17 protein-coding genes and 1 pseudogene are annotated in these 22211 nt (G+C 37.9%); all 18 read right to left on the reverse strand.

The features are described 5' to 3' along the window. A partial coding sequence (locus BN1206_RS05850) for a replication initiation factor domain-containing protein (RefSeq protein WP_052543042.1) occupies positions 1 to 636 on the reverse strand: 636 nt, incomplete at its 3' end. Between the two features lie 588 nt (positions 637 to 1224). After that, complete coding sequence (locus BN1206_RS05855; protein WP_052543043.1) at positions 1225 to 1542, reverse strand: hypothetical protein; 318 nt, start codon at positions 1540 to 1542, stop codon at positions 1225 to 1227. Between the two features lie 37 nt (positions 1543 to 1579). Beyond that, positions 1580 to 2047, reverse strand: a pseudogene (locus BN1206_RS05860) (sortase domain-bontaining protein); the annotation flags it as partial. Between the two features lie 2 nt (positions 2048 to 2049). Then, on the reverse strand, positions 2050 to 3888 hold the full coding sequence (lepA, locus tag BN1206_RS05865) for a translation elongation factor 4 (protein WP_013438127.1): 1839 nt from the start codon (positions 3886 to 3888) through the stop codon (positions 2050 to 2052). A gap of 99 nt (positions 3889 to 3987) precedes the next feature. Next, positions 3988 to 5142 (reverse strand): molecular chaperone DnaJ, encoded by a 1155-nt coding sequence (gene dnaJ / locus BN1206_RS05870; protein ID WP_013642124.1) that lies wholly within the window; start codon positions 5140 to 5142, stop codon positions 3988 to 3990. Positions 5143 to 5225: 83 nt separating this feature from the next. Continuing rightward, positions 5226 to 7088, reverse strand: coding sequence for a molecular chaperone DnaK (dnaK, locus tag BN1206_RS05875; RefSeq protein ID WP_013438129.1), 1863 nt, complete (start codon positions 7086 to 7088; stop codon positions 5226 to 5228). A gap of 16 nt (positions 7089 to 7104) precedes the next feature. Beyond that, positions 7105 to 7689, reverse strand: a complete 585-nt coding sequence (grpE, locus tag BN1206_RS05880; protein ID WP_013438130.1) for a nucleotide exchange factor GrpE — start codon at positions 7687 to 7689, stop codon at positions 7105 to 7107. Between the two features lie 12 nt (positions 7690 to 7701). Next, complete coding sequence (gene hrcA / locus BN1206_RS05885; RefSeq protein ID WP_013438131.1) at positions 7702 to 8751, reverse strand: heat-inducible transcriptional repressor HrcA; 1050 nt, start codon at positions 8749 to 8751, stop codon at positions 7702 to 7704. Positions 8752 to 8839: 88 nt separating this feature from the next. Further along, positions 8840 to 10351, reverse strand: a complete 1512-nt coding sequence (gene abc-f, locus BN1206_RS05890; protein ID WP_022087272.1) for a ribosomal protection-like ABC-F family protein — start codon at positions 10349 to 10351, stop codon at positions 8840 to 8842. A 252-nt stretch (positions 10352 to 10603) separates the two neighbouring features. Further along, positions 10604 to 11533, reverse strand: coding sequence for a riboflavin biosynthesis protein RibF (ribF, locus tag BN1206_RS05895; protein WP_022087271.1), 930 nt, complete (start codon positions 11531 to 11533; stop codon positions 10604 to 10606). A gap of 20 nt (positions 11534 to 11553) precedes the next feature. Beyond that, the gene (truB, locus tag BN1206_RS05900; protein ID WP_013642127.1) at positions 11554 to 12447 is read right to left on the reverse strand and encodes a tRNA pseudouridine(55) synthase TruB; all 894 of its coding nucleotides are present in this window, start codon (positions 12445 to 12447) and stop codon (positions 11554 to 11556) included. 48 nt (positions 12448 to 12495) lie between these two features. Continuing rightward, positions 12496 to 12861, reverse strand: a complete 366-nt coding sequence (locus BN1206_RS05905) for a ribosome-binding factor A (RefSeq protein WP_013438134.1) — start codon at positions 12859 to 12861, stop codon at positions 12496 to 12498. Positions 12862 to 12879: 18 nt separating this feature from the next. Next, positions 12880 to 15483, reverse strand: coding sequence for a translation initiation factor IF-2 (infB, locus tag BN1206_RS05910; protein WP_022087270.1), 2604 nt, complete (start codon positions 15481 to 15483; stop codon positions 12880 to 12882). A gap of 4 nt (positions 15484 to 15487) precedes the next feature. Further along, a complete protein-coding gene (locus tag BN1206_RS05915) occupies positions 15488 to 15799 on the reverse strand; it encodes a L7Ae/L30e/S12e/Gadd45 family ribosomal protein (protein ID WP_013438136.1) in 312 nt (103 codons plus the stop codon). Between the two features lie 2 nt (positions 15800 to 15801). After that, positions 15802 to 16098: an RNase P modulator RnpM gene (gene rnpM / locus BN1206_RS05920; RefSeq protein WP_013438137.1), complete on the reverse strand. Its 297-nt coding sequence runs from the start codon at positions 16096 to 16098 to the stop codon at positions 15802 to 15804. A gap of 8 nt (positions 16099 to 16106) precedes the next feature. After that, positions 16107 to 17294: a transcription termination factor NusA gene (nusA, locus tag BN1206_RS05925; RefSeq protein WP_014565937.1), complete on the reverse strand. Its 1188-nt coding sequence runs from the start codon at positions 17292 to 17294 to the stop codon at positions 16107 to 16109. 19 nt (positions 17295 to 17313) lie between these two features. Beyond that, a complete protein-coding gene (gene rimP / locus BN1206_RS05930; RefSeq protein WP_013642130.1) occupies positions 17314 to 17790 on the reverse strand; it encodes a ribosome maturation factor RimP in 477 nt (158 codons plus the stop codon). 110 nt (positions 17791 to 17900) lie between these two features. Next, the gene (locus BN1206_RS05935; protein ID WP_052543044.1) at positions 17901 to 22208 is read right to left on the reverse strand and encodes a PolC-type DNA polymerase III; all 4308 of its coding nucleotides are present in this window, start codon (positions 22206 to 22208) and stop codon (positions 17901 to 17903) included. Between the last annotated feature and the right edge of the window lie 3 nt (positions 22209 to 22211).

The raw sequence follows: 22211 nt of genomic DNA on the forward strand, positions 1-22211 counted from the left end.
AAGTTTAAAATTATCCAACATTAAATCAGCTTCTTTAAGCCAATTACCTGTCTTATTACTTCTTAATTGAAGCTCCAATCTTTCCCAATTTTTTATATATTCTGGTATCTGTTTTCTCGCCCTTTTTTGTTCAACATATTTATCATAATATCTAATCAAAGCTTGGCTTCTTCTCTTACCAGCATAAATAGTTTCAACGCTACCACCACGACCATAATAGTTTGTAGTGAAATTGGTTTTAGTTACATTCTTTTTAGTGATTACATGCTTCATACCGGGATATTTGCAATTAATGAAATCAAAAGCCACATCAATTCTAGTCGTATGCCTATCTTTCATCATCAAAACAACTCGCTGAATAGACTTCTTTTCATTTCCATTATTCAGGTGATTTGAAGTGTCTAATCGCCATGAATTTTGAAATTCATTTTTCATTAAAACAGCAACTGTTTCATAAACATCTCCGCCAATATTTCTGGTTAATCGAAACCATGGAGCAGAAGCTCTTAAATCTGGTTCCAATTCCCAACGTAACTCACCCATTATTTTTTCTAATGTTTGATTACTTTCTTCGATTACACCAGTAATCGTAATTCGATCAAGTTTTACATCAACTTGTCCAATTTCTGTTTGCATGAAAAAACGCTCCTTTGATTTATTAGCAATACATCAAATAAGCGTTAAATCCTTGAAATTATTTTAGGTAATACGTAAAATAATACATGAATAACGTTATTTGAATTTTAATTTTGCTCCTTGTATCTCCAGTACAAGGTTTTTTTATTGCTAAAAATCATTGTAGCATAATTTAAAATCAATTTAGTTACTATAAAAAATCGCAAAAATGTAAATAGGCGGAGAAAGCCAAACAGTAAACCTGTTGGTTTCTCCGCCTTTTATTAGCGTCTTACTATAAAGTTACGTGTCAATTCCTTAAATCCTCCAAGAGGCTCAAAATGACCCTCTAAGTCGGTTTACCATTGACACTTCATACAGCATCTATTTTAAAAAATATTGTTAACCAATTTTAGCAAAAACCTTGATATGCAAATATGCTACTGTCTCTTTCTTCAAAAAATCAAATTCCCAATGAGCTGCAAAAGCAGCTCAAAGGTCAAATGATTTTTTTAATTAAAGAGACAGTATTTGGGCTACAATTTTTAGGCAGTTTTTTCCAAAAGGTCTCCTTAGGAGACCCCTAGTGTGCTATTAGATAGCACACACCTATTTTCTATTCAACAAAAGCAAAAATTCATCTATCTCTTTTTGAACTTTTTCAGCATCATTTTTTAATACTTTTTTAGCCGTTTCTGCATACTCAACATTGAAACCAGAATTCGCTTCAATTAACTTATTAGTTTTGGACTTACGATTCTTTGAAAATCTCTTCAAAATTTCCGGATGTTCAATAGCAATTACAACATTAACAAGTTCATCGATTTTCTCGATTTTTTCATATTCTGGAAGTTTAAAATTATCCAACATTAAATCAGCTTCTTTAAGCCAATTACCTGTCTTATTACTTCTTAATTGAAGCTCCAATCTTTCCCAATTTTTTATATATTCTGGTATCTGTTTTCTCGCCCTTTTTAACATCTTCTAGTGGTGAAAATAGAATACCCTTCGCGGTCATATAGTGACCAGCAAGAGGATAATTACCTTTACCCATCACTTGGTCGGCACGCATTGTTCCACCACCAGTAGACATCGCATCATCGGACATCCCTAACATAATAGGCAAATGCATATTAACTTCAGGGATTGCTATAGCACCAATCGCACCTGAGGTCTTCTTTATCTGCGACCTTGTGGCCTGGCCTATGCCAATTGACTTCACCTTCTTAAAGTCGTACATCCCCTTTTTCTTTTGGTTTTGTTCAACTTTCTTTCTAGTTAAGCTAGTCAAAGTTGACTGTTGGTTATGACTGATCATCTGATTACCAATCTGTTTATTGAAAATCAGGACCAAACCAACAATCAATAAAATGACGGCAAAAATTCTGATTAGAATTGTGCTAACAGAACTTTTTTGTTTATTTTTAGCCATAATTACTTGCCTTTGATATCATCATCATTCATCTTAAGAACGGCCATGAAGGCATCTTGAGGCACTTCTACCTTACCTACAGCCTTCATTCTCTTTTTACCACGCTTCTGCTTTTCAAGCAATTTAGCACGACGGTCAGGGTCACCGGTGTGAATCTTCCAAGTAACATCCTTACGGTATGGCTTGATCGTAGCACGAGAAATAATCTTGGCGCCGATCGCACCTTGAATATCAACTTCGAAGTTTTGACGTGGAATTAACTTCTTAAGCATTGAAGTCATTTGACGAGCACGATCTTGTGCTTCACTTCTGTGAGCGATAAAGCTAAGAGCATCGATTGGTTCCTTGTTAAGCAAGATATCGATCTTAACCAAGTCGGTTGCACGATAGCCAGTAATCTCGTAGTCAAGTGAAGCATAACCCTTAGTTGATGACTTCAAATCATCGAAGAAGTCAAAGATGATTTCAGCCAACGGCATATTGTAGATAACGTTAACGCGGTACTTATCAAGATAGTCCATCGTAACAAATTCGCCACGTTTTCTTTGACAAAGTTCCATTACAGGGCCAACAAAGTCATTTGGCACCATAATTTCTGCCTTAACATAAGGCTCTTGCACTTCCTTGTATTCACCAGCATCTGGCAAATCTGATGGGTTATCAATTACCTTAGTTGAGCCATCATTCATAATTGCATGATAGTCAACGGATGGTGCAGTCATAATTAAATCAAGATCAAATTCTTGTTCTAGTCGTTCTTGCACAACATCCATATGCAAAAGTCCTAAGAAACCACAACGGAACCCGAAGCCTAAAGCAGTAGAAGTTTCAGGTTCAAATTCTAAAGCTGCATCGTTTAATTGCAACTTTTGCAAAGCTTCCTTTAAGTCTTCATAATCACGGTTATCAACTGGATACATACCAGAGTAAACCATTGGTGGAATTTGACGGTAACCTGGAAGTGGTTCGGCAGTAGGATTATCTGCTTGGGTGATAGTATCACCAACACGAGTTTCACGTACGGACTTAATGTTGGCAGTAATATAACCTACATCCCCAGCAATCAAGATATCCTTCTTAATTGGATGTGGACTTGAAACACCTACTTCTGTAACTTCATATTCCTTACCAGTATTCATAATTTGAACTCGGTCACCAGGCTTAACTGTACCGTCTTCGATTTTGACTGACATTACGACACCACGATAGTCATCATATTTTGAGTCAAAAATCAAAGCCTTGAGTGGCGCAGTAATATCACCAGATGGAGCTGGAATGTCTTTTACTACTTTTTCCAGCATGTCCTTGATGCCTTGACCGGTTTTACCAGAAACTTCCGCAGCTTCAGAAGCATCAAGACCAAGCATCTCTTCAATTTCTTCCTTAGTCTTAGGAATATCAGCAGATGGCAAGTCGATCTTATTAATTACAGGTAAAATTGCCAAATCATCATCGATCGCTAAGTAAGTGTTAGCCAAAGTCTGAGCTTGCACACCTTGTGAAGCATCAACTACCATCAATGCACCTTCACAGGCAGCCAAAGAACGTGATACTTCATAAGAAAAGTCCACGTGCCCTGGTGTGTCGATCAAGTGGAAGATGTAGTCTTCGCCATCTTCGGCATGATACTTAACTTCAACTGAGTTCATTTTAATAGTAATACCACGTTGACGTTCAAGTGGCATATCATCTAACATCTGATTCTTAAGTTGACGTTGACTTACAGTATCAGTCAATTCAAGAATTCTGTCGGCAATAGTAGACTTACCATGGTCAATATGCGCTACGATTGCAAAGTTTCGAATATGTTTTTGATAGTCTTTTAATTTGTTTAAATCCATAAATAAATGCACCCTTTTATTTCTGTCTTATTAATTATAGCAAAGGTTACGGCGCATACAAAAGAAATAGCGAGCTGCATTTTACAGCTCGCTATTTTTTTATTCTCCGTTCAATTTATCTTTAAGCCTTTCGAAAAAGCCTTTTTCTTTTGGAGTAATATGTCCACCACCATCTTGAACAAAGTTAGTCAAATCTTGTTTTTGCTTTTCATTAATATGCTTTGGAATAACGATATCAACAGTAATAATTTGATCACCGTTGCCATCACCACGAAGATAAGGCACACCTTTACCTCGCAAGGTAAATTTCTTATTAGGTTGCGTACCTGCTGGAATGGTCAACTTTTCATCACCATGAACAGTCTTAACGTCAATTTCATCACCTAATGTAGCTTGCGCAAATGAAATTGGCACGTGAGTATAAATGTTTTGACCACGACGCTCAAAAATCTTGGATGGCTTTACTCGGTAAATGATGTACAAGTCACCATATGGTCCACCATTAATACCGGCATCACCTTGGCCTTGGTAACGCAATTGTTGACCATTATCAATACCTGCTGGAATATCAACCTCAATAGTATTCTTACGTTCAACAATACCTCTACCGTGACAAGTCTTACATGGGTGTTCAATGACCACACCACGACCATTACATTTATCACAAGTAGTTTGTTGACGAACCATACCAAAGACTGAACGTTGGGTAACTGTCATATAACCTGTACCATGACATTTATCACAGGTAATTGGGTGCGTACCTTTTTCGCAACCATTACCACCACAAGTCTCACAAGTTTCATCACGAGTATAGCTAACTTGAGACTTTTTACCATTAATGGCATCCATAAAGTCAATCGTTAAAGTATAGTCTAGGTCCTCACCACGTTGAGGTGCTGTAGGATCGACTCTTTGTTGACGGCCTTGACCAAAGATATCGCCAAAAATGTCGCCAAAATCGCCAAAGCCTGAAGCATCAAAACCTGCACCACCAAAGCCTTGACCGGCTCCGCCACCGAAGCCACCTTGGCCATTTACACCGGCAGAACCAAATTGATCATATTGTGCACGCTTTTGCTTATCATGCAAAACTTCATAAGCTTCGTTAACTTGCTTATACTTTTCTTCAGCTCCGGGTTCATGGTTCAAATCTGGGTGGTATTTCTTTGCTAGTTTACGATATGCCTTATTAATTTCCTGGTCACTGGCGTCACGATCTACGCCAAGCACTTTATAATAATCTTCTTGTGCCATCTATTTGAACTCCTTATTATTCTCAAAAGAAAAGAACTACTCAATGGGTAGTTCTCTTCTCCTTTTGTTTAATTATAAACCCATTACTTGTTTGGATCTACTTTGTGGAATTCACCATCTTGGGCACCACCGTTATTACCGTTGTTTGGGTTGCCACCTTGTGGGCCTTGAGGACCTGCTTGTGGGCCAGCTTGACCTGCTGCACCTTGAGCTCCACCATTTTGTTGGTAAAGTTTAACAGCTAAGTCTTGAGCAGCCTTGGATAAAGCATCTTTCTTTTCTTTCATTTCGTCCAAGTTGTTGTCCTTTTGAGCCTTCTTCAAGTCATTAAGGGCATCTTCAACTGGCTTACGATCTGCATCAGAAAGCTTATCCTTAGTTTCCTTCAAAGTCTTTTCAGTAGTAAAGACTAATTGATCAACTTCGTTACGTAAGTCTGCTTCTTCCTTACGCTTCTTGTCTTCTTCGGCGTGTTCTTCGGCGTCTTTTTGCATACGCTTGATTTCTTCGTCTGACAAACCAGATGAACTCTTGATAGTAATCTTTTGTTCCTTACCAGTACCCATATCCTTAGCAGATACGTTTACGATACCGTTCTTGTCGATATCGAAGGTAACTTGAATTTGAGGAACACCACGTGGTGCAGGTGGAATATCAGTTAATTCGAAGCGGCCAAGAGTCTTGTCGTCTGCGGCCATTGGACGTTCACCTTGTAATACATGAACATCTACTGCTGGTTGGTTATCTGCAGCAGTTGAGAAGATTTGGCTCTTTGAAGTAGGAATAGTAGTGTTTCTGTCGATTAACTTAGTGAAGACACCACCCATGGTTTCAATACCAAGTGACAATGGAGTAACATCAAGCAATACGATGTCCTTAACGTCACCTGAAATAACACCACCTTGGATAGCTGCACCTAAGGCAACAGCTTCGTCAGGGTTAATTGAGTGGTCAGGTTCCTTGCCAGCCCATTCCTTAACTGCCTTTTGAACAGCTGGAATACGAGTTGAACCACCGTTTAAGATAACCTTGTCGATGTCGTTAACAGTAAGACCTGCATCCTTTAATGCATTGTCAAATGGGATCTTAGTCTTTTCAACTAAGTCGCTAGTCAATTCATCGAACTTAGCACGAGTTAAGTCAGCTTCAAGGTGAAGTGGACCAGATTCGCCGGCAGAAATGAATGGAAGTGAGATGTGAGTGCTTGATACACCTGATAAGTCTTTCTTAGCCTTTTCTGCGGCGTCCTTTAATCTTTGCATTGCCATCTTGTCCTTGGACAAGTCAACGCCATTTTCATCCTTAAAGTTCTTGATGAGCCAATCCATAATACGGTGGTCAAAGTCATCACCACCAAGGTGAGTATCACCGTTAGTTGACAATACTTGGAAGACACCGTCACCTAATTGAAGAACGGAAACATCGAAAGTACCACCACCAAGGTCGTAAACCAAAACTTTTTCATCTTGGTCTTTATTCAAACCAAAGGCTAAAGCTGAAGCAGTTGGTTCGTTGATGATTCTTTGAACGTTCAAGCCAGCGATTTTACCAGCATCCTTAGTAGCTTGACGTTGTGCGTCATTGAAGTAAGCAGGAACAGTAATAACTGCATCCTTAACTTCTTCACCTAAGTAGTCTTCTGAGAACTTCTTGATGTATTGCAAAATGAATGCTGAAATTTCTTGTGGAGTGTAGCTCTTGTCGCCAACCTTAACCTTGTAATCAGCTTCACCCATGTGACGCTTGATTGAAACAATGGTGTTAGGGTTAGTAATAGCTTGACGCTTAGCAACTTCACCTACTTGAATTTCACCGTCTTTGAAAGCAACTACAGACGGAGTAGTACGATTGCCTTCTGGGTTAGTAATGATCTTTGGTTCTTTACCTTCAAGAACTGCAACTGCTGAGTTAGTAGTTCCGAGGTCAATACCAATAACTTTTGACATGTATAAACTTCCTCTCTTATTGAGCAACTACAACCATAGCTGGTCTTAGTGTCCGATCTTTATATTGATATCCTTTTTGTAAAACCTGAACAACGTGATCTTTTTGATCATCATTCTCAGCTGCTACTGTTTGAACAGCTTGATGCAATGTCGGATCAAATTTAACGCCTTCAGCCTCAATCTCAACAATACCGTGATCTTTCATGGCCTTTGCAAGTGAATCAAGGGTCATTTGAACACCTTTCTTCAATTGCTTAGACACATCATCATCGGCCTTAACGCTTAAAGCTCTTTCCAAGTTGTCCATTGCAGGCAAAACGTCTTTAGCTAAGCTTTGAGATTCATACTTGATAAGTTGTGCTCTTTCTTTTGAATAACGAGCTTGCATATTTTGAATTTCGGCTTCGCTACGCAAGTACTTATCTTCAAGATCTTTATTCTTTTCTTTTAAGTCAGCGATTTCTTTAGCTAACTTTTGATCTTCTTTATCTTTTTTAGGCTCTTCGTCTTTAGCCTTTTCTTTTTTCACAGCCTTTTTTGGCTCAGAAGCCTTTTCTTTTTTATCTAAATCTTTTTCACTTGGAAACTCTTCTCTACTCACGGCTAACCTCCTCTATTGAAATTTACCGTAATAATCAAGCAACTTCTTGGCCAACTCATTTCTAAAGTATTCAAGAAGGCCGATCATTTGTGAATACGGCATATTTGTTGGCCCAAGTAAAGCAATTGTTCCTTTACCATGGGTGCCGACGCTATATTCAGCAGTCAGCAAACTATAATTCTTTAATAAGTCGTTAGGCATTTCTGAACCTAACTTTACTTTTACTGGATATTTCTCAGTCTTTGGATCAGCCTCACCATCTAGCAAGTTAGAAAATAGATTATCATGATCAATCATTTCATAAAGCGATCTGATATCATTGACATTATGCTCAGATGTGTTGTTCAACAAATTAATTTGTCCATCAACATACATCTGCTCGCTTGCAGCATCTTTTAAAACATCTTCGACCAAATCTAGAAGCTCACTAACATGATCGCTACCGATTTCGTTTTTAGCAAGCTCACTTAAGAATGAAATATTAACTTCATTTAAGCTCTTGCCTACTAATTGATCGTTGATCATGCGTACTGCTTTTTCAATTTCTTCCCCATGAATATTGTGTGGTAAAGCATAAACCTGATTTTGAACGTTACCATCACTCGTAACCAGAATGGCCATCACTTGTCTAGCTGACAAAGGCACAATTCTGAAACCGGTGATCTTAACATCCCCACTCTCAGGTCCTTCGGCAAAAGCAGTATAATCAGTTAAATCTGATAAGATACGAGCTGCTTCTTGCACAATCTCATTTACTTGATGGAAAGGCCGATCTAATTGACTTCCGATTGTATTATAAACGGACTCTGGCAACTGCAGTGGTTCAACCAAATTATCCAAATAGTATCGATAACCTTCGCTTGAAGGAATTCTACCACTAGAAGAGTGAGTCTTTTCAATCAAGTCCTGATCTTCAAGCACTGCCATTTCATTACGAATGGTTGCACTTGATACCTTAATTGGTAATTGTTTCATCACTGTCTTTGAACCTACAGGCTCATGTGTCTGCGTGAAGTCCGTGATTATTGTTTTTAAAATAAGTTCTTGACGCTCGGTCAACATAAATATCGCCCTCACTTTTAGCACTCACATCTCTCAGGTGCTAACAGATTCTATTATACTAAAATTTAGCAATAATTCAACCCGAGTGCTAATTTATTTTGAATTTTTTTAATTTTATTCTTTGCGTTGCTACATGCTCAATAAAGTATTGATCGTGCTCAACTAAAACCATAGCTGGTTGAACATTTTTCAGTAGCTTAATCAACTGATCTTGATTAAAGACATCCAAATAATTCGCAGGCTCATCCCACAAGTATAAATCAGCTGGTTCTACTAAAGATTTAGCCAAAGCTACTCGTTTTTGCTGACCCATGCTCATTTCTTCGATCTTTGTAGTAAAACTTTCTCGTGAAAAGCCCATTTTCTTCAAATTATTGAGCAGCTCTTCATATGAAATCTTTTGTTTTTCCGCAAACTCTTTTAATGTACCGGTATATTCAGTAAAGTCTTGAGGTAAATATGATATTTTCAAGCCATTGGTTAACGCAAACTGGCCTTGATATGACACATCATTTGCTTTACCTAATAACAATTTCAAAAAGGTCGATTTACCAGTACCGTTTTTGCCTTCTAGAGAAATGACGCCCTTATTTTCAACAATCATGTTTAGATCTTCAAAAAGCTGTTTATCTTGAACCCTCAAAGACAAGTGCTGGGTTTCAAGTAAAGTTTGATGATAGTTTGGCTGGAAGTTAATAGTTAAATCAGGTACATCTTCGATGTTGGTCATCAAACCTTTTTTAGCTTCAATATCTTTATTAATTCTATTAGATAAATTTGTCGACCTCTTCATAATTTTAGCGGCTTTATGACTATAGAATCCTTTGTTGATATAAGCGTGAATTTCATTATCGTGTGCTTTAGCATTCTTTTGATTTTCAGACTTATTAGAATACTTCTTTAACCGTAATTGACTTTCATTAAGTCGTCTAACTTCACCTTTTAGCTTCTCATTTTTATCGCGATTAAATTGATCCCTTTTCTCTTTTGTATCTTCATAGCTAGCATAATTTCCTTGATACAAATGAATTTCAGTATTTTCAATTGCCAAAATATGATCAGTAATTTGATTCAAAAAATCACGGTCGTGGCTAACAACAATGTAGCCTTTATCATGTTTTTTCAAATACTTTGCTACTTGCAAACGACTAGCCTCATCCAAATGATTGGTAGGTTCATCAATTAACGGAAATGCATCCCTATTAGTAAAAGACAGCGCAAGCAAAACCTTAGTTTGTTCACCACCACTCAAAGTATTGAATGGCTGCCAGAGTAAATCCGGATCAGCACCTAATAAATTCATTTCTCGCTCAAGCTCCCACTGTTCAAAAGAAGCTTTGTCTTGCAACTCATATAAAGTAATATTGTCAGGATTATTAATTTTAATTGGAAAGTAAGAAAAAGCTAGTTTACTTTCAATTTTACAGGTTCCCTGTAGTTTTCCTCTTAGTAAATTTAGAAATGTAGTCTTACCTCTACCATTTCTCCCTACTAAGCCTAATTTCCAACTACTATCCAAGTTCAAATTTAAGTCATTAAAAATATTGTCACTGGCATCTTCGTATCTAAAAGAAAGGTTTGAAATCTTAATATTGCTCATGAAATCACCTCACGCAAAAGAGAGTCTACACTTTTGCCAAGCATAGACTCTCCCTATTTTTGCGTACAAAAAAGAGGCATCCCGTCTACGTCAATCTTGCCAAAAGTGCATAATCTCACTATCTACCTAAAAGTACATTGTTCAACTATGCTTCATTTTGCAAGATTAAAGACGCAACGGCGATCCCTCTTTCTAAATTTGAATTTCAATTGATACAAAAAGAGTATCATGAATAATATTACATTTCAACTATTATTCCGCAAAATATTCCTTGATTTCTTTTTGATCCTTCTCAAGTTGCTTTTTCAACTCATCCAAACCAGCGAATTTTATTTCTCCACGTGTGTACTTATACCACTTTATTTTTATCGGTTCACCATAAATATCTTGATCAAAATCAAAAATATTAGATTCAATATAAATACGCTTTTCTTGACCAATGGTAACGTTATAACCAACGCTAGTCATTGATTCATACCATTTACCATTAACTTCAGTTTTAGTGGCATAAACGCCAATTTTAGGGATCACCTTGTGATCGGCCCAGATTAAATTAGCAGTTGGAAAGCCAAGCTTATGTCCATTACGTTTGCCATGTCCTATGATTCCACTCATCACATAATGATGACCCATCAGTTCATATGCAAGTTCCATATCGCCATCTTTAATGGCTTGGCGAATTTCAGTAGAACCAATCTTTTTACCAGCAAAAATCTGCTTAGGCATCACTACAATATCAAAGCGCCCCTTAGCATAATCTGGTAAACGATCCATATTGGCAATTTCCTTTGGACCATATGTATAGTCAAAGCCTGCTACAATAGTGTCCGCATTCAATTTAACGATTACATTATCGACAAAATCTTGTGCCCCGATTTGACTAAATTCTTTGGTAAATGGCATCACAGCCAGATAATCAACCCCTAATTCAGACATCTTGTCTGCCTTTTCTTCGAGCGTTTCAAGATATTTAAAATTCTTTTTGTCCTCATAAACTTCTTTAGGATGTCGGTCAAAAGTCATCACTACTAAAGGCAGATTCTTTTGATCAGCAATTTCTTTTGCTCGCTTGATTAATTTTTGATGTCCCAAATGAACCCCATCAAAAAAGCCGAGAGCAAGCACTACTTTTGAAGATAGAATATTTTCTTTAACTGGATAAGTTAAATGAACGATTTTCACAACTAATTCCTTCGTTTCAATTATTCATTTTGAAGCAACATTAGACTTGGGCAATAGAGTCTCCCCTTATTCTCATAAATTGCCTTAACTTTTTTATTGTACCTTAAAGCTACCTTTTTGGCATCTGTTTCTAACTTAATCCAAGCACCATTTTGTACTTTCTTCCATTGATCATCTGATAAATCAATAGTTTCATAATTGGTGAAAAAGGCATCAATTGGTTGAATCAACTCATCAGCTTTCTCCGGATTTGCCTCAATCTCACTTAATTTTACTGCTTGTGAGATATCAAAGCCAGAACTAGCAGTTCTTCTTAATTCGGTCATAACGGCTGGCTTACCTAGTTTTTCTCCTAAATCATTAACTAATGATCTAACGTAGGTTCCTTTACTGCATTCAATTTCGAAGCCAAAACTTTCTTGACCTTTTTCTTCGTCAAAAACAGGTTTATCTATTAAAAGATAGTCATAGATATCAACTGTTCGCTTAGGACGCTCAACAGCAATACCTTCACGGGCATATTCATATAAGTGCTTACCATTTACTTTAACCGCTGAATAAATCGGTGGAACCTGCTCAATTTCGCCCTTAAAAGAATCCATTCCAGCCTGAATCTCTTCAGTAGTAAAAGGATGATCAAGCTTTTCTTCCTTTAAAACCGTACCCGTTGCATCATATGAATCAGTAGCGTAACCCAACAAGCCTTGGCCTTCATACTTCTTAGGACGTGTGTGCATCAATTCGATTAATTTGGTAGCTTGACCAATTGCAATAGGCAAAACTCCCGTTACTTCAGGATCCAATGTACCAGCATGACCAATTTTTCTAATATGCAACGCACGACGCAAATGGTAAACAACATCTGCGCTTGTCATATCCTTGTCTTTATCAATCACTAAAATTCCATTTAACATATTTATATCCTATCTAGCTAACAAAAAAAGCGCCTTAACGGCGCCTTTTTACTTACTTGCCCGTTCAGCATCTTGCTTTTTAACTTCTGCAATTAAACGGTCAATTTTACTACCATATTTTACTGAATTATCACGTTTGAAAATAAGTTCAGGAACTTTATATACAGTCAAAGTTTGACCAAGCAAATGACGCATCATGCCCTTTGCCTTTTCTAAGCCTTCTTCGACTTCCTTTTCTTTTTCAGCATCTTCAGTTAATAAACTGTAGTAAACAGTTGCATATGAAAGATCATTCGTACATTCAACCGCAGTGATTGTAACTTCGCTTAAACGAGGATCACGAATTTTCTTTTGTAAAATTTTGGTTAATTCGCGAAGGATTTCTCCTTCAACACGACCAATTCTATGCTTCATGCTTGCCTCCTAAAATAATTACTTAGGTTCAACTTGTTGCATTTCGTATACTTCGAATTCGTCGCCAACCTTGATATCGTTGTAGTCCTTAATAGTCAAACCACAATCGTTACCTTGCTTAACTTCCTTAACATCGTCCTTGAATCTCTTAAGTGATGCAATTTCGCCATCGTATTTAACAATACCGTCACGAATAACTCTAATCTTAGAATCGTTCTTAACTACACCCTTATCAACGAAGGAACCAGCAATTGTACCAACCTTAGAAACCTTCCAAGTTTCACGAACTGTTAAGTTACCGATAACCTTTTCTTCGTAAGTTGGTTCAAGCATACCCTTCATGGCAGCAGTAACATCATCAATAGCCTTGTAGATGACACTGTACAAGCGAATATCAACAGAGTCAGTTTCTGCTTGACTCTTAGCAGTTGCAGTTGGACGAACGTTGAAACCAATAATAAATGCATTAGATGCACCAGCTAAAGTAACATCTGATTCATTAATTGCACCAACGCCTGAGTGAATAATGTTGACACGTACGCCTTCAACTTCGATCTTTTCAAGTGATTGTTGCAAAGCTTCTACTGAGCCTTGAACATCAGCCTTCAAGACAATGTCAACCTCTTTCATGTTTTCCTTCTTCATAGTATCGAAGAGGTTATCAAGAGTAACGTGTTGTACCTTTTCACGAGACTTTTGCAATGATTGTTGTGCTCTAGCTTCACCAACGCTTCTTGCAGTCTTTTCATCCTTAAACTCAACCAACTTATCAGCTGATTCAGGAACATCGTTCAAACCAGTAATTTCAACAGGTTCTGATGGGGTTGCCTTCTTAACTTGACGTCCACGATCGTTGGTCATTGTACGTACACGACCGAAAGTATCACCAACAACGATTGGATCACCAATATTAAGTGTACCTTGTTGGATCAAAACGTCGGCTACAGGGCCACGACCACGTGACAAACGGGCTTCAATTACAGTACCGATAGCCATTTCAGTAGGATTTGCCTTAAGTTCCATCACATCAGCTTGAAGCAAAATCATTTGAAGCAAGTCATCAACGTTTTGACCAGTCTTAGCTGAAATGTTAACGAAGATTGTGTCACCACCGTAATCTTCAGGAATTAAGTTATACTTCATTAATTCTTCGGTTACGTGTTGTGGGTTGGCACCTGGTTTATCCATCTTGTTGATTGCAACAATAATTGGAACATTAGCACTCTTAGCGTGGTCAATAGCTTCAACAGTCTGTGGCATTACACCGTCATCTGCAGCTACAACTAAGACAACAATATCAGTGATTTCAGCACCACGTGCACGCATGTTTGAGAATGCGGCGTGTCCTGGAGTATCCAAGAAAGTAATCAAACGGTTGTCTAATCTAACTTGGTAAGCACCGATCTTCTGAGTGATACCACCAGCTTCGTGAGCTGAAACGTGAGTATGACGTAAGCGGTCAAGCAAGGTAGTCTTACCGTGGTCAACGTGACCCATGATAGTAACTACTGGTGGACGCTTAACTTGGTTCTTAGACTTCTTTGATTCTTCCATTCTCTTGTTGTAAAGAGTGTCAATATCAGAGATATCTTCATGAACCTTTTGCTTAGCATCAATACCGTATTCAGCAGCCAATAATTCAATAGTATCCTTATCTAATGATTGGTTTTGGTTAGTCAAAACACCAAGCATGAATAGCTTCTTAACGATTTCTGCTGGTTCACGGTGAAGTAATTTACCAAGGTCTTGTGCGTTCATACCCTCTTCGTAAACCAATACTTCTGGTAATGGACGTTCCTTACGCTTAGTAGGTTGCTTCTTTGGCTTTTGTTCTTGTTGCTTCTTCCTGTTCTTACGACGTTTTCTTTCTGAACGATCTGAATGTTCACTGTGTCCGTTGAAGAATTGGCTCTTACCCTTACGGCCTGGCTTACCTGTATTTCTACCATGACCATTGCCACGTCTATCATCCTTAGGAGCTTCTGGCATAGTAACCTTAGCAGCTACTCTTTCATTAGCTGATGGTTGATTTTGCTTTAAACGAGCTGGGGATGGCTTTAAAATCTTAGGACCAATTACTTTCTTTTCAACTGGTGCTGACTTCTTTTTGTTGTTATCGTTATTAGTTTTCTTATTATTTTTCACTGGTTGTTCTTGTTTTGGATGTTTCAACTGTTCGTGATATTCTTTCTTAGCTTTTTGAGCTTCCTTGTTAAGTTGGCCTTCTTCGGCACGTTGCTTTTGCTTAAATTGTTGAAGCAAAGCTGCGGCCTTGGGCTTACCTGAATTAGCTCTATTATTGCCGCGTTCGTTTCGATTATCACGATTACGATCATTATTTTGACGACGTTTATTATTACGTCTTCTTGGCTTCTTAGAAGAATTATTATTTTCTTGTTTCTTTTCATTCTTGCGAATAGAAGAAACAGAGATCTTAATCTTATTATTCTTCTTGGCGGGAGCGGAGTTTTGGAAACTACTCTTTAATTTTGCAGCCTGTACATCATCAATTGATGACATGTGATTTTTCACATCAAAGCCTAAATCCTTTGCTTTTTGGACTACAACTTTATTATCAACGCCTACTTCTTTTGCGACTTCATAAATTCTTTTCTTTGCCATCCAATCACACTCCTTCATTTATTCTTTTAACTAATGCCTTAGCAAAACCAGCATCAGTTAATCCTAAAACTTTTCGTTTCTTGCCAATTGCTTTTGACATTTCACTAGCCGAAAATGAGTTTATCATAGGAATATTATTTTTTCTGGCAACGCGATCCACTTTCTCTGCAGTGTTTGCTTGAACATCACTAGCAAGCAGGATCAGCTTTATTTTTCCTTTATTTGTTTCGGTAATTACAGTTTCAGTGCCTGTTGTTAATTTTCCAGCACGCTCTGCTAAACCTAACAAATTAATTGCTTTTTGTCTATTTTGCAATCTTATTTATCACCAAATAATTCTTTCCTTGCTTTCTGATGATCAACATAAGAATAAAGCTCATCGTAGAAACTGTCTGGGATCTTAGCTCCTAAGCTGCGATCTAAAACATGTTTTTCTTTTGCAGCTTCGATCTTAGTTGGATCAAGTGAAACATATGCTCCTCTTCCTGCCTTTTTACCAGTAGGATCGACAGAAACATTCTTTTCTTTATCAATCACGATACGAACCAATTCTTTTTTAGGTTGCATTGTATCGGTTAATAAATCCTTCCGCATTGGGATTTTTCTTTTTTTCAAAAAATCACCTATTCTTCAGTATTATCTTCTGTAGTATCAGTGTTATCTGTATCTGCAGCTTCAGCATCATTTGAAGCAGTTTCTTCATTAGTTGCTGATTCTTGACTTTCATCAGCTGCATCTTCACTATCAGAATCTGATGAATTTTCGTCAACAAATTCTACTTCGGATTCTGGACGGATATCAATCTTGTAGCCAGTCAAACGAGCTGCAAGACGTACGTTTTGCCCCTTCTTACCAATGGCAAGTGATAATTGGTAATCTGGCACAATTACCAAAGCACTCTTTTCATCTTCATCATCGCCAAATTGAACAGCAATTACTTCTGCTGGGTTCAATGCATTAGCTATAAAGTCTGATGGGTCTTCTTCGTACTTAACGATATCGATGTTTTCACCGCCAAGCTCATTAACAACGTTTTGAACACGAGCACCCTTTTGACCTACACAAGTTCCGACTGGATCAATGTTAGGATCATTTGACTTAACAGCCATCTTGGTACGATCGCCAGCTTCACGAGCGATTGAAACAATTTCAACGGTTCCATCATAAATTTCTGGAACTTCTTGTTCAAACAAACGCTTAACCATATCGGGAGCAGTTCTAGATACAGTAATTTGGGCACCCTTTGAATCTGAACCTACGTGAGTTACCAATACACGAATTTGATCTTGTGGATTGTAAACTTCATTAGGCATTTGATCGTGATGTGGCATTACAGCTTCAACATTGCCAATTTTAACATAAACAAAGCGATTATCACGACGTTCTACAGTACCTGTAACAAGTTCATCTTCATATTGAGAATATTCATCAATAATATGATTTCTTTCTGCTTCACGCAAACGTTGCATAATAACTTGCTTAGCAGTTTGAGCCGCGATACGACCAAAGTTCTTAGGAGTCACTTCAAAGCGAATTTCATCGCCAACTTCATAAGCACGGTTGATGGCTAAAGCATCCTTTAAGCTGACTTCCAAACGATCGTCTTGAACTTCGTCAACAACGGTCTTAACAGCCATAACCTTAAAGTCGCCCTTTCTTTCGTCAAAATCAACTTCAACGTTTTGTGCTTGGTTATAATTCTTCTTGTATGCGGCTACCAAAGCGGCTTTAATTGCATCAACAATAACATCTTGCTTAATGCCCTTAGTCTTTTCTAAGGTGGCAAACGCTTCTAGCATTTCTTTAGACATAAGTTTTTAATCAGCCTTTCTAAAATTCAATTGCAAAACGAATATTTGCAATTAACTTACGGGGAACAGTTAATGTTTTTCGTCTTGTCTTATCTCTTACTTCCAATACAATCTCTTCATCATTATATGACTTAAGCGTACCTTCATACACTTTTTTGTCCTTAATTTTTTGATAGAGACCTATATGAATATAATCATTCAAAGCCTTTTTCCAATCTGCTTCAGTCTTAATTGGACGTTCAGCACCTGGAGATGATAATTCCAAAACATATGGTTCAGGGAATGGATCTGGATTAATAGTATCGAGCTTTTCAGAAACGAGTTCACTCAAAGCTGCGATTTCATCAATATCGATTCCATTTGGTTCACGATCTACATAGATGCGTAAATAATTTTGTCCCTTTTCCTTAACGTATTCCATATCAACCAACATGTCGCCATGTTCATCAATAATTGGTTCAACAACTGGACGAACAAGATCTATAACTTTAGACAAAAATTTTCCTCCGTAATAAAAAGAGTGAGCAGTACTGCTCACTCGAATTTACCTATTCGAACTTCTCTAGTAGTATACCATGTTTTACTAAACAATGTAAAATCAGATATTTAGAAAAGAGACAATTGATTTTCGTCAGGCATCCCTTCCAAGACGCCATTATCTTCAAAATAGTTCATGATAGTTTGTGAAACTTTACCACGCTTAGCCAAATCCTCTTTAGATAAGAATTTCTTTTCGGCACGGGCGGCAACAATCTGCTTAGCAGCGTTATCACCTAAACCAGGTACGGCATTAAATGGAGCTAAAATAGTATGCTTATCCAAGATCTTAAAGTCGGTGGCTTCAGATTGATCGATATCAACCATCTTGATCTTAATGCCACGTTCAAGACATTCATTAGCAATTTCCAAAACCGTTAACAAACTCTTATCCTTAGCTGAGGCATCCATTCCTTTATCTTGAATTTCTTTCATCGCTGCTTTAACAGTATTTTTACCATGACTCATTGCAACTAAATCAAACAAGTCGGCACGAACTGAGAAATAAGCAGTGTAGTAAATTTCAGGATAGTACACTTTAAACCAAGCAATTCTCAAAGCCATCAAAATATAGGCAGTGGCGTGAGCCTTAGGGAACATGTACTTGATCTTCAAACAAGATGGAATGTACCAATCTGGAATCTTCTTGTTCTTTTTAAGAACAGCCATGTTTTCATCACTAATCCCGCGACCATGACGAACTGATTCCATGGTTGAGAAGGCTACTTCTGGTTTTACGCCCCAGTGAATCAAGTCCATCATGATGTTATCACGACAACCAATAACGTCCTTCAACTTGCAAGTACCGTTGTTAACCAAATCTTCGGCATTGCCTAGCCATACGTCAGTACCATGTGATAAACCAGAAATCTGCAATAATTCGGCAAAAGTAGTTGGCTTAGTTTCTTCAAGCATCCCTCTAACGAAACGCGTACCAAATTCTGGTACTCCCAAAGTACCTGTTTGTGAACCAATTTGTTCAGGAGTAACTCCTAAAGCCTTAGTACTTGAGAATAATGACATAACACCTGGATCATCTGGTGGAATAGTCAGTGGATCAATTCCTGACAGGTCCTGCAAGTGACGAATCATCGTTGGGTCATCGTGTCCCAGAATATCGAACTTCAAGATGTTATCGTGAATGGAGTGGAAGTCGTAGTGCGTAATTAACCAAGCAGCATTCACATCATCGGCTGGGTATGACACAGGAGTAAAGTCGTAAATATCCATATCATCTGGAACTACAACAATTCCGGCTGGGTGCTGACCCGTTGTTCTCTTAACCCCACGAATTCCGCTGGCTAAACGATCTAGTTCTGCATTACGCAACTTCAAGTTTCGCTCTTCGTCAAAGTGCTTAGCATAACCATAGGCTGTCTTATCAGCAACAGTGGCAATAGTTCCGGCACGATATGAATTATCGGGTCCAAACATTACTCGAATAAAGTTATGAGCTACTGGTTGGTAGTCACCTGAGAAGTTCAAATCGATATCAGGAACCTTATCACCGTGGAAGCCCAAGAAAGTGGCAAACGGAATATCCTGACCATCTTTTACCAATGGAGTACCACATTTTGGACAATTCTTATCAGGTAAGTCAAAACCTGAACCATATTCCCCATTTTCAAAGAATTGCGAATACTTACACTTAGGACAGCGGTAGTGCGGTGCAAGTGGGTTAACTTCAGTAATACCAGACATTGTGGCTACCAAACTAGAACCTACGGAACCACGGGAACCTACCAGATAACCATCCTTATTGGATTTGGCTACCAGACGTTGTGAAATCAAGTAAATAACCGCATAACCATTAGAAATAATGGAATTAAGCTCCAAATCAATACGGTCCTTAACGATTTTTGGCAAAGGATTACCGTACAATTCGTAAGCTTTATCATAGGTCAATTTCTTCATTTCTTCATCAGCATGGGCAATGTGAGGTGGATACAAGCCATCTTTAATAGGCTGAATTTCAGAAATTTCATCCGCAATCTTATTAGTATTTTCAATTACGATTTCTTTAGCTATATCCTCACCTAAGAAACTAAAGGCATCCAGCATTTCCTGTGTTGAATAGAAATGTAGATCTGGTTGTGGCTTGTTTCGATTTGGATTAGAACGTTGCGCAGAAATCAGAATCGTCCGATAAATCGCATCATGTGGTTCAACATAGTGCGAATCACCAGTCGCTACAACAGGTTTATTTAATTCTTTACCTAGTTTATAGATATTGCTGATAATTTCTTCAAGCTGATCTTCATCTTTGATCAACCCATCAGCAATTAATTGTGAGTATGTTGCTGGTGGTTGAACTTCCAAGAAGTCATAGAACTTGGCCTTTTCACGTGCTTCATCGTAACCTTTTTGCATCATAGCAACAAAGACGTCACCTTGCCAGCAGCCTGAACCGTACAAAAGTCCTTCGTGCAAATCTGCCAAATCAGACTTAGGCGTTCTAGGAATACGGTAAAAGTCTTTCGTACTTGCGATTGAAACTAATTTATACAGATTCTTTAAACCTTTTTGGTCTTTAGCTAGCACCGTCATATGAGAAGGACGAGCACGCTTATATACTTCGCCATGTGCTGCATAACCGTTTAAGTTGTTCAAATTGTCTTCATTGTATTTTTTCTTAAAGGCATCTAACAACTTATACATCAAATAACCAGTAGCTTCGGCATCTTGGTTAGCTCTATGGTGGTGTTCCAATGAAACATTGTACTTCTTAGCTAATGAATCCAAGGTGTGACGGTTCTGTTCTGGGTGAAGCAAACGAGATACTTCAAGCGTATCAACAACAGGTTGAGTAATTTCGCTGAGACCTGCTCTTCTTAAAGCAGCGTTGACAAAACCAACGTCAAATTGAACGTTGTGTCCACAAAGAGGACGATCACCGTAGAAGTCTTGGAACTGTTTAATTACGACGTCTTCATCATCAGCTGCACTAACCATTTCATCTGTAATAGAAGTCAAATTAATGGTTTGTTCATTCAATGGATGGTGCGGATTGATAAATTTATCAAATCTTTCAAGCACTTCACCATTTTTCATCTTTACGGCACCAATTTCAATAATCGTGTCGTAAACAGATGAAAGTCCTGTAGTTTCAACGTCGAAGATTACAAATTCACGATCTTCATAGGTCATTGGAGCCGGATTTAAAACCAGTAATGCATGATCATCAATCATATTGGCTTCAACACCATAAAGAATCTTCATACCAGTAGCTTTACCTGTGCTGTAGGCTTCTGGGAAGGATTGAACATCCCCATGGTCCGTAATCGCAATTGCTTTTTGGCCAAACTTTTTAGCTGTTTTAATAAAATCAGTTGGCGTATTAGTAGCGTCAAGTTGACTCATATTAGTATGCAAGTGCAACTCAACACGCTTTTGGTCGCCTTCATACTTTTCAGTTCTACCAACATGTTCTACTGTTTCAAAGCTACTAATATTGAAAACAATATCATGTTGATATTGGTCATCGGTTGCAGTACCCTGCATTTTTGCCCAGGTGCCTGGTTTGATCGCTGACATCTGCTCAATTTGTTCCTTATCAGAAACAAACTTCTTAAAAGCAATTGAATCACTATAATCGGTGATTTCACCGGTAAAAATTACCGCACCTGACTTTAATTCACGGCTCTCAATATTGAAGATATTACCTTCAATAACGACATTGCGCGTACCGTCTTCTACATCTTGAATTTGAGTAATCGGAGCATTTTCATCTAACTTGCGTTTACCATAACTAGTTCGTTTAGTTGGGTATTGACGCGGTTGGGGCTTGGCCTTTTCAGGAGTCTGCTCAAATTGCTTTTGCATATCCTTTTCATGTTCCTCATGCCGCTCTTCCAAACTTTGCAAGTTATTTTCCATGCTCGATTGATCAACCTGAGTGATAAACTTCAGATTAAAGAAGCCATATTTGCGCATTTCTAGAGCAAGATCATCTAAAGCTTTTTGTTCGATGATTCCGTCAATAATATTGTTATCTACTGGTATTACCCAACGACCATCGACTTTTTCTGGTTTTTGACCCGCCAAAAATTCACGCGCCATTGGTTGCAAAACATTAGAATTTTGCACTGCATAATGCCAATACTTTGGTAAATATTGATCCGAGCCATCACCAGTATTAACAAAAAATCTTACATTTACAAAAGAAGCAAAACTTTCTTCTATAGCTTTTCTTAATGCCACATAGGTATCGTACTGTAATGGAGTATCAAAAAAAACGTGGATATCCCACCTATGTTCTTTAGCGTAAACATCCACGTTTTCAATCTTCCCTTTTTGAAGAAGTTCATTATCTTCAAAACTGTCTGGGAAATGAACCTGTTTGAGCAATTTTAAGAAAAGATCGTTTTTATTGGTCACAAA

This window comes from Lactobacillus sp. OTU4228 (assembly GCF_001006945.1).
GTDB lineage: Bacteria > Bacillota > Bacilli > Lactobacillales > Lactobacillaceae > Lactobacillus > Lactobacillus amylovorus.